The organism is Rhodococcus sp. IEGM 1409 (assembly GCF_030056735.1).
Taxonomy (GTDB): domain Bacteria; phylum Actinomycetota; class Actinomycetes; order Mycobacteriales; family Mycobacteriaceae; genus Rhodococcus_F.
Genome location: NZ_JASHKN010000008.1, coordinates 102,717 through 116,443 on the forward strand (window position 1 = coordinate 102,717; position 13,727 = coordinate 116,443).

The 13,727-nt window shown below is 61.9% G+C and carries 18 protein-coding genes; 10 read left to right on the top strand and 8 right to left on the bottom strand.

Going from position 1 to position 13,727, the window contains the following annotated elements; translation table 11 throughout:
* Window positions 1–98 precede the first annotated feature (98 nt).
* From QM716_RS20520 to QM716_RS20535, 4 genes are all read left to right on the top strand, one after another.
* Window positions 99–1,295, top strand: coding sequence for a 3-ketosteroid-9-alpha-monooxygenase, oxygenase component (locus QM716_RS20520; protein WP_283305926.1), 1,197 nt, complete (start codon window positions 99–101; stop codon window positions 1,293–1,295).
* A 51-nt stretch (window positions 1,296–1,346) separates the two neighbouring features.
* A complete protein-coding gene (locus QM716_RS20525) occupies window positions 1,347–2,528 on the top strand; it encodes an acyl-CoA dehydrogenase family protein (protein ID WP_283305927.1) in 1,182 nt (393 codons plus the stop codon).
* A 39-nt stretch (window positions 2,529–2,567) separates the two neighbouring features.
* Window positions 2,568–3,479 (top strand): biphenyl-2,3-diol 1,2-dioxygenase, encoded by a 912-nt coding sequence (gene bphC / locus QM716_RS20530; protein ID WP_283305928.1) that lies wholly within the window; start codon window positions 2,568–2,570, stop codon window positions 3,477–3,479.
* Between the two features lie 230 nt (window positions 3,480–3,709).
* Window positions 3,710–4,492: an IclR family transcriptional regulator gene (locus tag QM716_RS20535; protein WP_283305929.1), complete on the top strand. Its 783-nt coding sequence runs from the start codon at window positions 3,710–3,712 to the stop codon at window positions 4,490–4,492.
* Window position 4,493: 1 nt separating this feature from the next.
* Here the strand turns inward: QM716_RS20535 and QM716_RS20540 are convergent, their stop codons facing one another.
* Window positions 4,494–5,195, bottom strand: a complete 702-nt coding sequence (locus tag QM716_RS20540) for a PadR family transcriptional regulator (protein WP_283305930.1) — start codon at window positions 5,193–5,195, stop codon at window positions 4,494–4,496.
* A gap of 224 nt (window positions 5,196–5,419) precedes the next feature.
* Between QM716_RS20540 and QM716_RS20545 the strand changes: the two genes are divergently transcribed.
* The 3 genes from QM716_RS20545 (at window position 5,420) to QM716_RS20555 (ending at window position 6,666) form a co-directional block, all read left to right on the top strand.
* A complete protein-coding gene (locus QM716_RS20545; RefSeq protein WP_283305931.1) occupies window positions 5,420–5,920 on the top strand; it encodes a flavin reductase family protein in 501 nt (166 codons plus the stop codon).
* Between the two features lie 114 nt (window positions 5,921–6,034).
* Window positions 6,035–6,421, top strand: a complete 387-nt coding sequence (locus tag QM716_RS20550) for a nuclear transport factor 2 family protein (protein WP_283305932.1) — start codon at window positions 6,035–6,037, stop codon at window positions 6,419–6,421.
* Window positions 6,421–6,666, top strand: a complete 246-nt coding sequence (locus tag QM716_RS20555) for a hypothetical protein (RefSeq protein ID WP_283305933.1) — start codon at window positions 6,421–6,423, stop codon at window positions 6,664–6,666. Before QM716_RS20550 ends, QM716_RS20555 begins: the two co-directional genes overlap by 1 nt.
* Here QM716_RS20555 and QM716_RS20560 read toward each other — a convergent pair.
* Both QM716_RS20560 and QM716_RS20565 read right to left on the bottom strand, forming a co-directional pair.
* Entirely contained in the window at window positions 6,639–7,124 is a 486-nt protein-coding gene (locus QM716_RS20560) for a flavodoxin family protein (protein ID WP_283305934.1), read from the bottom strand. The genes QM716_RS20555 and QM716_RS20560 overlap by 28 nt on opposite strands.
* Window positions 7,121–7,411, bottom strand: coding sequence for a hypothetical protein (locus QM716_RS20565; RefSeq protein ID WP_283305936.1), 291 nt, complete (start codon window positions 7,409–7,411; stop codon window positions 7,121–7,123). The genes QM716_RS20560 and QM716_RS20565 overlap by 4 nt, the downstream gene beginning before the upstream one ends.
* Here QM716_RS20565 and QM716_RS20570 point away from each other — a divergent pair.
* On the top strand, window positions 7,410–7,844 hold the full coding sequence (locus tag QM716_RS20570) for a nucleotidyltransferase domain-containing protein (protein ID WP_283305937.1): 435 nt from the start codon (window positions 7,410–7,412) through the stop codon (window positions 7,842–7,844). The genes QM716_RS20565 and QM716_RS20570 overlap by 2 nt on opposite strands.
* Window positions 7,841–8,479 (top strand): nucleoside/nucleotide kinase family protein, encoded by a 639-nt coding sequence (locus tag QM716_RS20575; RefSeq protein ID WP_283305938.1) that lies wholly within the window; start codon window positions 7,841–7,843, stop codon window positions 8,477–8,479. Before QM716_RS20570 ends, QM716_RS20575 begins: the two co-directional genes overlap by 4 nt.
* A 246-nt stretch (window positions 8,480–8,725) precedes the next feature.
* On the opposite strand, the gene QM716_RS20580 is transcribed toward QM716_RS20575, so the two are convergent.
* From QM716_RS20580 to QM716_RS20600, 5 genes are all read right to left on the bottom strand, one after another.
* Entirely contained in the window at window positions 8,726–9,379 is a 654-nt protein-coding gene (locus QM716_RS20580; protein WP_283305939.1) for a nucleoside/nucleotide kinase family protein, read from the bottom strand.
* Entirely contained in the window at window positions 9,376–9,678 is a 303-nt protein-coding gene (locus QM716_RS20585) for a hypothetical protein (RefSeq protein WP_113682298.1), read from the bottom strand. Before QM716_RS20585 ends, QM716_RS20580 begins: the two co-directional genes overlap by 4 nt.
* An 82-nt stretch (window positions 9,679–9,760) precedes the next feature.
* On the bottom strand, window positions 9,761–10,591 hold the full coding sequence (locus tag QM716_RS20590; protein ID WP_283305940.1) for a mycofactocin-coupled SDR family oxidoreductase: 831 nt from the start codon (window positions 10,589–10,591) through the stop codon (window positions 9,761–9,763).
* Between the two features lie 4 nt (window positions 10,592–10,595).
* Complete coding sequence (locus QM716_RS20595) at window positions 10,596–11,393, bottom strand: mycofactocin-coupled SDR family oxidoreductase (protein WP_283305941.1); 798 nt, start codon at window positions 11,391–11,393, stop codon at window positions 10,596–10,598.
* Entirely contained in the window at window positions 11,390–13,015 is a 1,626-nt protein-coding gene (locus QM716_RS20600; protein WP_283305942.1) for a flavin-containing monooxygenase, read from the bottom strand. Before QM716_RS20600 ends, QM716_RS20595 begins: the two co-directional genes overlap by 4 nt.
* A gap of 269 nt (window positions 13,016–13,284) precedes the next feature.
* Here QM716_RS20600 and QM716_RS20605 point away from each other — a divergent pair, with 269 nt between their 5' ends.
* On the top strand, window positions 13,285–13,725 hold the full coding sequence (locus QM716_RS20605) for a hypothetical protein (protein ID WP_283305943.1): 441 nt from the start codon (window positions 13,285–13,287) through the stop codon (window positions 13,723–13,725).
* The last annotated feature ends 2 nt before the right edge of the window (window positions 13,726–13,727 follow it).

Here is a 13,727-nt window from a genome sequence, read left to right on the forward strand (position 1 = left end):
CATCCAGCGGGAACTGCCGTATCTCCAGCGGACGCTTCGTCGTTGTATGAGGCGGATCACATCACTGGAGCGTCGCAAGACGCGGCTCGGAGGAAGACATGGCACTCGGAACCGGCCCACTCACCACTACGGACGCCCCGACGCAGTCGGGCGCCGGCGAGGAAATTCGAGAAATCGAAGCGGCAGCGCCTCCCGCGCGGTTCGCGCGTGGATGGCACTGCCTCGGACTCAGCAACACTTACCGCGACGGTCAACCCCACCAGATCGACGCATTCGGCACCAGCCTTGTCGTCTTCGCAGACAGTAAGGGCGACATCAAGATCCTCGACGCCTACTGCCGCCACATGGGTGGCAACCTGGCGCAGGGCACGGTCAAGGGCGATTCGATCGCCTGCCCGTTCCACGACTGGCGTTGGGGCGGTAACGGAAAATGTACGGCGATTCCCTACGCACGACGGGTTCCGCCGCTGGCCAAGACGCGGGCATGGACCGCCCTCGAGAAGAACGGCCAGGTCTTCGTCTGGCACGATCCCCAGGGAAATCCCCCGCCTGCCGACGTCACGATTCCCGACATCGAGGGTTTCGGAAGCAGCGAGTGGAGCGACTGGAGTTGGAACACCCTCACGATCGAAGGCTCGCATTGCCGCGAGATCGTGGACAACGTGGTGGACATGGCTCACTTCTTCTACGTTCACTACTCGTTCCCCAAGTACTTCAAGAACATCTTCGAAGGTCACGTCGCGAGCCAGTACATGGAATCGGTGGGACGTGAGGACGTCATCAGCGGTACCAACTACGGCGATCCCAACGCCGTACTTCGTTCGGATGCATCGTATTTCGGTCCGTCGTACATGATCGACTGGATCAAGAGCGAAGCCAACGGGCAGGTCATCGAGACCGTCCTGATCAACTGCCACTACCCGATCTCGAACAATGCGTTCGTGCTGCAGTACGGCGCGATGGTCAAGAAGCTTCCCGGTATGGACGACGAGTCCACTGCAGCGATGGCAGCGCAGTTCACCGAGGGGGTCGAGATGGGATTCCTTCAGGACGTGGAAATCTGGAAGAACAAGGCCCCCATCGACAACCCGCTGCTCTCCGAGGAGGACGGTCCGGTTTACCAATTGCGGCGCTGGTACAACCAGTTCTACACCGACGTCGAGAACGTCACGGAAGACATGACGAAGCGCTTCGAATTCGAGATCGACACCACCCGCGCGGTGGAGAGCTGGAAGCGGGAAGTCGCCGAAAACGTTGCCGCACGCGACGCCCAGGCGCTCGAGACAACCTCCTGATCCGCAGTCGAAACCACAGCTGAAACAACCTGACCGGACGCAAGGAACAACATGACGTACGAAGTGCTTCAACAGATCAACGCGATGGCCGACGACATCTTCGCCGAAGGCATCGAGGCCGAGCGGATCGGCCGGGTGGCCGACGACACCGCCAAGAAGATGAAGGCAATCGGTTCCATCCGCATGCTGCAACCCAAGGAACACGGCGGCATGGAGGCGCATCCTCGCGAATTCGCCGAGACCGTCATGCGCATGGCTTCGCTGAATCCTTCGGCCGGCTGGGTACACGGGATCGTCGGAGTTCACCCGTGGCAGCTTGCGTTCGCAGACCCCAAGGTGCAGCAGGAGATCTGGGGATCGGATCCCGATACCTGGATGGCCTCGCCGTACATGCCCGGCGGAATGTGTATCCCGACCGACGGCGGCTACAAGTTCTCCGGTCGCTGGCAGTTCTCTTCCGGCACAGACCATTGCGACTGGGCATTTCTCGGCGCGATGGCCTGTGACAAGGACGGCAACATGGAGATGCCGCCGCGCATGCTCCATGTCATCATTCCGCGCACCGACTACGAGATCATCGAAGATTCGTGGGATGTCATGGGACTTCGCGGCACCGGCTCCAAAGACCTCGTGGTCAAGGATGCGTACGTCCCCGATTACCGCGTCATGGACTGCGACGAGGTCATCGACGGCACGGCAGTGCGCAAGTACGGACGCACCGAGACGCTGTACCTGATGCCGTGGTCGAACATGTTCCCCCTCGGTATCACCGCCGCCACGATCGGCATCTGCGAGGGAATGCTCTTCCACGCCAACGAGTACCAGGCCGATCGCATCAACGCGCAAGGCACTGCGGTCAAGGACGATCCGTACACTTTGTTCGCCATCGGTCAGGCAACTGCCGACATCCGGGCAGCGCGCGACACTCTGCTCGCCAACGTCGACCGCATGTGGGATCGAGTGGACGCCGGCAAGGAAGTGACCTTCGAGCAGCGCGCCGAGGGACGTCAGACTCAGGTGCAGGCCGCCTGGCGCGCGATCAACGCGATCGATCAGGTCTACCCACGCTGCGGCGGCAACGCACTGCGGATGGACAAGCCGCTCCAGCGATTCTGGCGCGATGCTCACGCCGGGCAACATCACGCAATTCACGTACCGGGCACCGTATTCCACGCCGCCTCACTGAGCCGCCTCGGCGCCGACCCGCAGGGTCCGCTGCGGGCGATGATCTGATCAGACTTCGACACAAGAAATCGACAGGAACAAGACACGATGACACACACTGACATCAAGGGACTTGGCTACGTCAAGATCTCGACCAACGACATGGCACGTTGGCGCACTTTCGCTTTCGACGTTCTCGGCTTCGCCAAGGGTAGTGGGCCGGACGAGAATGCACTGTACCTGCGGCTCGACGAGCGCGCTGCGCGCATCGTCGTCGTCGAGGGTGAGCGCGACGAGATCGTCAACATCGGCTGGGAGGTCGCCGATCACGCCGCACTGCGCCGCGTTCAGGAAGTGCTCGAGAAGAACGGCACCGAGGTGGAGCAGCTCTCGCTCGCCGATGCCGACGCTCGACGGGTCGAAGAGGTCATCGCCTTCACCGATCCCGGCGGAGCAGCCATCGAGGTCTTTCACGGAGCGATCCTCGATCACAGCCCGGTCGTGACGCCCTTCGGCGCTCGATTCGTCACCGGCTCACAGGGTCTCGGCCACGTTGTGCTCCCGGTGATGGACAGCGCTGCGAGCTTCGACTTCTACACCGAGGTGCTCGGCTTCTACCCGCGCGGCGCTTTCCGTCTGCCGGCCCCGCCCGAATTCGGGCCGCTGCGAATCCGTTTCATGGGCGTCAACGAGCGTCACCACAGCTTGGCCCTGTGCCCGGCACCGCACGGCGGCGCACCCGGCCTGATTCACATCATGGTCGAGGTGGACACCCTCGACGCTGTCGGCCAGGCACTCGACCGAGTGATGAAGGACGGGTTCTCCGTGTCGTCGACCCTGGGTCGTCACACCAACGACAAGATGATCTCCTTCTACGTCCGCGCTCCCGGCGGCTGGGACATCGAGTTCGGTACCGAAGGCGCGAAGGTGGATCAGGACTCGTACTCCTCCGAGGAAATCACCGCTGACAGCTACTGGGGCCACGACTGGTCCGGAAGCGAACCGCTGGCAGCTATGTAGTACCTGCCGGCGGCGATGTAGTACCTGCCGGTGGCGATGTAGCACCTGCCGATAGGGGAACAGAGGGGGCTTGCGCGAGCATTCGCGCAAGCCCCCTTCCTCGTTTCCAAGGTGACGCGCCCGAAAACAGACCGGTGATCCACTTCACAAATAGGCAACTCTATGACACTATTTCTAATTGAAATAGCCAGTTCACTGGTTGTGGAGCTCTAAGAGAAGTGAGGTACACGATGACACTGCAGGCTGTGGATGCTTTAGGCGGCGATTCGGCCCCGACGGCAATTCTCGATCGCGTCTCGCTGGTTCTCGACGCCTTCGACGGTCCCGGCAGGTTGACGCTCGCTCAAGTTGTTCGGAGCACGGGCCTTCCCCGCTCGTCTGCCCACCGCATGCTCGAACGTCTGGTCTCGATGCGTTGGCTGCGTCGCGACGGCCGCGACTACGAACTCGGTATGCGCCTCGTCGAACTGGGATCGCTCGCAGTTCATCAGGACCGCCTCCACGCTGCAGCCATGCCGCTTCTCCACGAGCTCTACCGCGTCACCGGTTTCGTGGTTCACCTCGGCATCCTCGACGGGCCCGATGTGGTCTACATGGAGAAGATCGGCGGACGCCTCGCAGCCGCGGTGCCGACGCGTGTGGGTGGTCGACGCCGGGCCGAAACCACTGCAATCGGTCAGGCACTGCTCGCGTTCGGTTCGCCGAAGTCCTCGGGCTACGCACTGCCGCACCTCGCCAGAATCCGCGAATCCGGGGTCGCATTCGAAACCGGAAACGGCCTACCGGGATTCAGCTGTCTCGCGGCACCGATCGGCCCTATCGGGCGCGCTGTTGCCGCGGTATCCATCTGCGCGCCGTCGAAGGCTCTCCGCCTCGACCACGTCAGCGCAGCACCGGTTCGGATGGCAGCCGCTGCCATCTGGCGAGGCATCGACGGCGGATCGCTGAGCGTCACTCCGACATTGCAGCGTCGTCACCTGCTGCGCAACATGCCGACCGCAGCCGGGGCCTGACTCAGATACTCGAGCCGTTACCGGTGAGCCCGGCCTGCTCGAGCGCCAACACGTACTCCTCGACGTTCTTCCATCTGCCAGGCGTCGAGGGCAACGGCGATCCCAGTCGATCGTGCTCGGCGACATTCGCGTACTCGGCGGACGCACGATCGATGTCTTCGAGAAGTTCGCGAGCAAGTTCGATCTCTGCTCGGAAGTAACGCTCCGACCAGCGCAACGTCATGACCGGGAACGACCAGGCCGGCTCGTTCTCGGCATGATCGGCGTGGAGTTTCGCACGTCGAATCTGCTCTTCGACGTTGGCGATGTGGGCTTCCACCAGGGCCTTCAGCCGCTCGGGCTCGTTGAGGTGTCCCATCCACAGACGCAGCATCACGCCGTGCTTGAGCACCGGAACTTCCACCGGCGCCTCGCGTGACCACGTCCGGACGGCGTCGGTTCCTGATTGGGTGATCGAGTAGAGGCGCTTTCCCCGTACCCCCGGCTCGGAGACGACCCGGGACTCCACGAACCCGATGCTTTCGAGCTTCTTCAGCTCTGCGTAGACCTGACTGATGGACGGGCTCCAGTAGAAGAAGCCGACACTCCAGTCGGCCCACTTCTTCAGATCGTTTCCGGTCAGTTCCTCCCCGAACGTGAGCATTCCGAGCACTGCCCAGCTGGTAGCGGGAAGTCCTCGGGACACGTCATCAGGTTCGGACATGCCCGAAGTCTAACAATCACTGGTGATTTGCTGGTTCGTAGAATCCGAACGGACCGCTGAGCGGGATCAAATTTGTGTGAGACCCCTTCACGTGGCACTCGGCGGTCCGATTCCGGGCAGAGACGGCATTACTGCCATTGAGTGGGACTGCCGCTGGATTACGGCCGCGACGCCACACATCGTTGCTTCTGAAGTTGTTTGCAGAGTTTGAACAAGGAGACGACATGTCCGTGGAAAACGCCGAGCCGCCAGTTCTGGACGGGCGCACACTTCGCAACGTGATGAGCAATTTCTGCACCGGCGTCACCGTCATCACCGCTCACGACGGAGATTCACCGCTGGGCTTCACCTGCCAGTCCCTGGTCTCGGTATCGCTCGATCCCCCACTGCTCTCGTTCTGCCCGGCGAAGACGTCGACGAGTTGGCCGAAGCTTCGTGAATCCGGAACTCTCTGCATCAACGTTCTCGCCCACGATCAGCAGGACATGTGTTCCGCCTTCGCACGCGGAGGAACCGACAAGTTCCTCGGCATCGAGTGGGATGCCGCCGGCAACGGTGCTCCGGCGCTCAGCGGCGCGCTCGCCCGCATCGAGGCGACGGTCGAGCAAGAGCACGACGCCGGTGATCACACGATCGTCGTCGCACGCATCACCGATCTGAACGTGCTGCGCCACGACGGTCCGCTTCTGTTCTACCGCGGTGGATTCGGACGCTTCGACGCCTGAGTTTGTTGCGTCCGTCCCGCTGCGTGGGAGATTGCGGCGCCGAATCGAGACAGCACCGATAGCGTCCGAAGTAGTTGTCAGACCCTGAACTTCTCGACTGATCGGACTAACTCGATGACCACTCTCGAACCAGACACCACGGCCGCGATCACGGCGACGGTTATCACCTACCTCGACGCCGTGGCTCGCGGATCGTCAGCGGACATCGCCGCCCTCTACGCCGAGAACGCGACGCTCGAAGACCCGGTCGGCAGCGAACCCCGCGTCGGCAAGGCTGCGATCACCGAGTTCTACGGCGCTCTCGAGGGCGGTTCGCAAGAGACGGAACTGCTTACCCTGCGGGTGAGCGGATCCAGCGCGGCCTTCCACTTCCGCGTCGTCACGCCGGTGGGCGATCAGGTCTACGAGGTCGAACCCATCGACGTCATGACTTTCGATGCGGACGCAAAGATCACGAGCATGCGTGCCTTCTGGTCACCGGCCGATCTGATTGCACGCTGATGCTGCAGGTCAGTTGCCGCAACTGCGGAAATCGTGTCCTGGTCGAGAAGTACAGCGACGCGCACACCAGCGTCCAATGGCTCGAAGAGTCGCAGGAAGTGTGCCCGGAGTTGGGGCGCGCGAACAGCCGTGCCAACGCTCAGCGAACGTGTGGCGCTCTACGTCAGACGATCAACGACCTTGCCGACGCCGGAGAGCTCGAGATGAGCCTTCGCAGTTACCCGGTGCCGGGCAAGCTGTCCTGAACGCTTCCGCGTAGCACTTCGGCGAACGTGCGCGCCGAATCCAAGTCGTCGGCGTTCGGCCGCCCCTTCCGGATACCGCCGAACGGCTTGAACGGGAAATACGTATCCCACGCACGGGACGAGAAGGCCGCGACCACATCGAAGCCTTTCTGCTCGAGCAACTGAACCAGCGGACGCGAGAAGCGATGAATCCCCTTGTCGGGAAAACCACTGGTGGCGAAGACAAATGCCTTGGATCGGCGTTCTTCGGGGAGCGCCCCGATGAACGAACGTAGGTCTTCGTGGTACGAGCGTAGGTAGATGCCGGAGCCGAAGCCCACGAGGTCGTAGTCGGCGAGCTCCCCGGCGTCGATGTCGCCAGGTTCGACCACGCGAGCATCGAGAACTTCGCCGATGACGTCGGCGATCCGCCGAGTATTGCCGTGGGAGACAGAGGTGCACACGATGATCGTCTTCATCGACTTCTTTCTTTCGTCGTTGCGTCTCCGGCGCTCTCTTCGTTTGCGCGTACGTAGATCCAAGTGATGAATCCACCGCAGATTGCAAAGATCGCGGCGACAATCGAATACGCATCGAGGGGAAACCCAGTCCAGATCAAGCCTGCAACAAGGACCATCGCACCAACAGCCAGACCTGCCGATACTGCCTTGGACATACTCATCCCTTCCTGGTTGTCATGAGACTTCTCGAGGATATGGGACGGAACACGATCGACAAACCTCTCGTGAGGAAAAATACCCTTCATGTCAGCACGATTGAAGGGGCGAAGACGTGCGGTGAATGCGCTGCTCGTCGAAGTCGCACGGTGGGCCGATGAACATGACGGCGTCAAGGCTGTAGTGCTGGTCAGGTCGTACGCGCACGGCAAGGAACGTATGGCGAGTGATCTCGATCTGATGATCCTGGCCGAAAACCCGGAGGCACTCGCCAATGAAGGCTGGTTCGTGCAGATCCGTCCCGACGCGCATTTCGTCCGAGCAGCGAGCTGGGGTCCGGTCCGAGAGCGACGCTTCCGCCTGCGGTCCGGTCTTCTCGTCGAACTGAATTTCGCGACCGAAAGCTGGGCGGACGTTCCGCTCGACGGGGGCACGCGGCGCGTTCTCGAAGACGGCCACCGAGTTTTGTACGACACGGGGCCTCTTCGTGTAGCTGCGAGTGCTGTAAGAACTGATCGATGAGTACTGCGTCGGTCCTCGAAACCTTAGCCGCCGAAATATCGGCGTTGCGCGGCTCGCCTCTCGTCGCGATCGACGGCGTCGACGGGAGCGGGAAGACGACCTTCACGAAAAGCCTCGCGGCACAGCTGAATGCACGCCCCGTCATCGTGATTCACGTCGACGACTTCCTCAATCCGCCGGAGATTCGTCATCGCAGAGGTCGGCAATCCCCGCAAGGCTTTTGGCTCGACAGCTACGACTACGACGCCCTCGAACGCCATGTTCTCGACCCACTGACGCCGGGAGGAAGCCGGGAGTACAGACAACGGCGGGACAGCGAGGCGGACCTGTACGCAGCCGACGATGCGATCATCCTCGTCGAAGGACTCTTCCTACTCCGCGACGAACTTGCTTCCCGATGGGACTATTCGATCTTTCTCGATGTGCCCTTCGGGATCACCGCTCAGCGTATGAACCTTCGCGACGGAACAAATGCAGATCCGGATCATCCTTCGATGAACAGATATGTCGGCGGCCAGGGACTTTACTTCGCCGCTGCAAAACCCTGGACCCGAGCCGACTGCGTCATCGACAACTCGCACCCGAACGTGCCGGTCATGCTCTCGCCCGATCACGTTGGAGACCGCTTGCGATAGCGGTACGCACTCTGTGCCGAATCACGTTGCTGAACAGTACGTTTCTCGCTCACCCGGCAATCCGATTGCTGGACTGTATGCGGCGGGCGCCGTCAGTTCCACGTACAGCGCGGCGAAGGGCGGTGGATTCCATATGGCCGATGCCTTCGCATTCGGCCGGGTTGCCGGCGCCCATGCTGCCGCGCGCGCCAATTCCGACGGCACAGGCCCTTTGTATCAATAACTACTGAATCAATAACTACTGAATCAATAACTACGCACGATCAGATGGCTCGTCAGTTGCGGTCGGTCGTCGCGCAAATGAATTCGCTGGGCAGGATGAAAACGTGACTCGTAGCGGGACGCTATCGCCTCGGCGGTCCCGTAATAGCTCACATCGCGCGGGCGTACCTTCGCACGCCGCAAGGACTCGTCGAAGCTGGCTTCAACCCAGATTCGTAGGTCGAACTGATCTCGCATCAGTCCACGAAAAAGCAGCACTCCCTCGACGACCACGATGGCACGATCGGGGACTCGGGACTTCGATACCACCGCTTCGTCTGTCTCCGGATCAGTCGAGACGTAGGAAATACCAGTGACTTCGGCCAACCGCAGCGGCACAAGTACACGACGGCTGAGGTTCGAATAGTCGTACGCATCCTCGAGGTAGCCACGCACCGCGTCAGGATTGTTGTTTCGTATGGCTTTCGCAGTCGAGAACTCGTCGCCACGGATCGTGACGACGTCATGGCCCGAAGTCGAGATACCGTCAGCCAACTCATCTGCAATCGTCGATTTTCCGGACGCCTCGATTCCCGAGATCCCGACAATCGTGCGTCCGACGCGATCTTCGTGGCACCGTACGACGTGCTCGATGAGAGAAATCGAATCATCGGCCCCGAAGGTTGTCTGTCGATTCACACCCGAGCGGCCTTGACCTCGTCGAAGAACGCGACGACGGCGGCTTCATTCTCCGGCGGAACGGTGAGCGATGCCCGTGGACCCGCTACCGCGATGGAGTCGTCGGCGAGCCGGTTTCCAATGGTGAGCTTCAATCCCGATTTCGACGGTTTCGCCTTCACCGCAATGTGTTCGACGTGCCAGCGAGCCACTTCGCTCGTGCTGGCGGCGGTGCGGTCGAAGACCTCCACCGTGCGGTGGTCGAGGACCATGACGATGTTGGTCCCGACGGTGACTTCCAGATAGCGTCGTTCCGCCACGGTGTGCGCCTTTCGGTTAGGTGAAACCGACGCTACACACCGTGGCGGAACCCAGCGCGACAAACCTCAGCTATTCAAAACTTCAGCGGGACGAACTCCCCGCATCCACCGGCAGGGCGACCGACGTGATGTAGCGGGCCTCGTCGGACGACAAGAACAGAGCCGCATTCGCTACGTCCACCGGTTCGATCCACGGAATGGCGAGCATGTTCATCGTCATCGCCGCGGCAGCAAATTCCTCGCGGGTAGGGTTCTCGAGGTCTGGGCGGAACTTGCCGCGCACCAACGGGTTCTGGATCATCGGGGTGTCGACGTTGGTGGGATGGACGGTGTTGACCCGCACGTTGTACGGCGCCAATTCCTTTGCCAGCGAGCGCATCAGACCGACTACACCGTGCTTGGCCGCTGTGTAGTGCGCAACCCCGACCAGTCCCCGCAGTCCGGCGATGGAACTGGTGAGTGTCATCGATCCCCCACCTCGCTCGATCAAGTGTGGAGCCGCAACCGTCGTGGTGTGCCACACCCCGGTCAGGTTCACGTCCAACATGGTCTGCCACATCGTTTCCGACATCGTCAGAGCCCCGTCGGAGGACGTGATACCAGCTGTAGCGCACACGATGTCGAGTCCACCGAGCGCTTCGACCCCCGAGTCCACCGCGCTGCGTAGTGCCTCGAGATCCCGAACGTCCACTACCGCAGATTCGACCTTTCGCCCCAGTGCCTCGATCTGGGCTACCGTCTCGGCGAGATCGGATTCCGACGCGGGCGGGGTGACTGTCGTTTCCACCGACGCGCACACGTCGATCGCGATGATGTCCGCACCTTCTTCGGCGAATCGCACGGCCTGAGCCCTGCCGATTCCTCGTGCCGCACCCGTGATCAGCGCGATCTTGCCTTCCAATCGAGAAGTCATCAATTCACACTTTCTGGGTCAGGCCGGCGTCGACCACCAACTGACAGCCGGTCATGTAGCGGGACTCCGCGGATGCGAGAAACAGGACGGCATTGCTGACATCCACCGGATCGACCCAGGGAACGGGTAACAGGTTGCGTGCGCTCAGTACTGCAGCGGCGTCTGCTTCCGTGGGATTCTCGATGTCCGGGCACAGGTTCGCGAACACTCGCTCGTTGATGATCATCGGGGTACGTACCGAACCCGGATGCACGGAGTTGACGCGAATGCCCTCCGCGCCCAACTCGTTGGCCAGCGTTCTGGCCAGACCCACCACGGCGTGCTTGGCGGCGCTGTAATGACTCGCTCCGGCAATACCTTTGATTCCCGCTGTCGAGCTGACCAGAACGACGGATCCACCGTCGCCGAAGTGCGGAACACAGGCCTTGACGGTGTGCCACGCCCCGGTCAGATTGACGTCGAGCGAGCGGTTCCACACCGTAGGATCGATGGTCCACGACGGTCCCGGCGTGTCGTACACGCCTGCATTCGCGACCACGACGTCCAACCCGCCGAGTTCGGCGACACAATCGGCGACTACCGCGGCGAGATCTTCGAAGTCTCGGATGTCCGCGACGCCGGTGACCGCCAAGCCTCCACGCTCGCGTACCGCCTGGGCGGTCTCCTCCAGCTCTGACTTTGCCTGCACGACATCCAACGCGATCACGGACGCGCCTTCTTCGGCGAGACGCTCGCAGTGTGAGCGACCCATCCCGCCGGCCGCACCTGTCACCAGTACCCGCTTACCCTCCAGCCGGCTCATGCGTGCACCGCACTGTTCAGCTCGAAGCCTCGGTATCCCGTGGCTGCCACGTCTGCACAGATGTCGGAGTAGACACCAAAGCCTCCGATGAAGGGCATGAATATCCTCGGCTTTCCCGGGATGTTGGCTCCCATGTACCAGGAGTTCGCGGACGGAAACAGCGTTGCCGACGCCCGACGCGAGCATTCCTCGAGCCAGTTGTCCACAGCTTCGGCGCTCGGTTCGATGGTGTCGATGCCGTTGGAATCGAGATGGTCGATCGCGTCGGCGATCCAGTCGACGTGCTGCTCGGCAGCAAGAATCATGTTGGACAGCACACTCGGGCTACCCGGCCCGGTGACGATGAACAGGTTCGGGAAGCCGTGCATGCCCAACCCGAGGTATGTTCTCGGGCCTGCGTGCCAACTCTCTCGCAAGGTCTCGCCGCTGCGTCCACGGATCTCGATGCGGTCGAGTGCCCCGGTCATCGCGTCGAAACCGGTGGCGAACACCAATGCGTCGAGTTCGTAGTGTGAGTCGGTCGTCTTGATCCCGGCCTCGTCGATTGCCTCGATCGGTGCGCTCTTGAGATCGACCAGGCTCACGTTGTCGCGGTTGTAGCTCTGGTAGTAGTCGGTGTCCGTCACGATTCGCTTGGTCCCGATGGGGTGGTCGTTCGGGATCAGCAGGTCTGCGATGGCCTGATCTTCGACCACCGATCTGATCTTGGCCTCGGCAAATGCTGCCGCCGTCGCGTTGGCGTCGATGTTGCTGGTCTGGTCTGCGAAGGTTTTGGCGAACAGAACACCGCCGAGCTTCCACCGCTCCTCGTATGCCGCGTTTCTCTCGGCCTCGGACACCTCGAGTGCACTGCGCGGGTCCGAGACGAACGGTGATCCGCCGCCACTGCGCTTGGACTGCGCTCGACGCTCTGCGTAGTCGGCCTTGATCTCGGCGCGTCGATTGTCATCGAGAGGCGTGTTTCCGGCCGGCACACTGTAATTCGCGGACCGCTGGAACACAAAGAGGTGATCGGCCTGCTCGGCGATCAGAGGGACGGACTGGATGCCCGACGATCCGGTGCCGATGACCCCGACTCTCTTGCCGGTGAAATCGACGCCCTCGTGCGGCCAGAAGCCGGTGTGGAACACCTCGCCGCCGAAACTCTCCCGACCTGCAATGTTCGGGACGTTCGCGGTCGAAAGGCTGCCGGTGGCGCAGACAACGAAGCGCGAGGTGACGTCGTGACCGCCGTCGGTTTGCACTCGCCACGTCGACGAGCCCTCGTCGAACTGTGCCCTCTGAACACGAGTATCGAAAGTGAACCCACTGCGCAGGTCGAAGCGATCGGCAACGTGATCGAGGTAGGAAAGGATCTCGGGCTGCGCCGCGTACTTCTCGCTCCAGTCCCAATCCTGTTGCAGCTCTTCGGAGAACGAGTAGGAGTAGTCGAAACTCTCGACATCGCATCGTGCGCCCGGGTAACGGTTGAAATACCACGTTCCGCCCACTCCGGAGCCCGCCTCGAAGCCGTGGACACGCAGCCCCTGCTGACGAAGTCGGTGCATGGCGTACATGCCGGCGACGCCGGCGCCGATGACTACGACGTCGAGTGGTGCGGTGGAGAAGTCAGGATCGGTCATGGTGGCCACGCTACGAGTGGGTTGGTTGGCAGAGGAACGGGTTCTCCCGCTGGGTGGGCGGAGCCTCCACCCCATGACACTGGGTGGGCGGAGCCTCCACCCCATGACACTGGGTGGGCCAGAGCGCTGCTGTCCACCGATCGGGGGACATCGATGTCGTCCAGCACTCGGACCGGTAGGCGGACAGACCCGAAGGGAATTGGGGGCCATAGTTATCTCATCACCGAAACACACGGTCACCGAGACCGACAAAACCGAGGAGAAACATCATGAGCACCAACACAATTCGACCCGAAGCAGCTACCTTTTCCGGCCTCAGCATGGCGGCTCTGGTCGCCCGCGCCGCCGGTGCGAACGCTGTGAAGTCGATAACCGACACGTCCGTCACGACGGCGATGATCAGCAATTCGGGCCGCGGAGCGCTGTATCTGGTCGACGCATCGAACCCGAACGGCGACTGGGTCGTCCCGCCGGCCGACTACATCCTCCCGAACATGAACGTGAACGTTGTCGCCACCAGCAAGAACCAGAACGACTTCCCCATCGTGCTCACGTACCGCTCCGACGACGGTGGAGTTTTTGTCTTCAGCGCCACCAACTCGAAGACCAGGGCGGATGCCGGCGGAACGTATGCCCCCGACGGCCACGACGTCACGGTGACGATGACCTCGGGTTACCCGGCCATGAACGTCACGTACGTGCTCCGGTGACG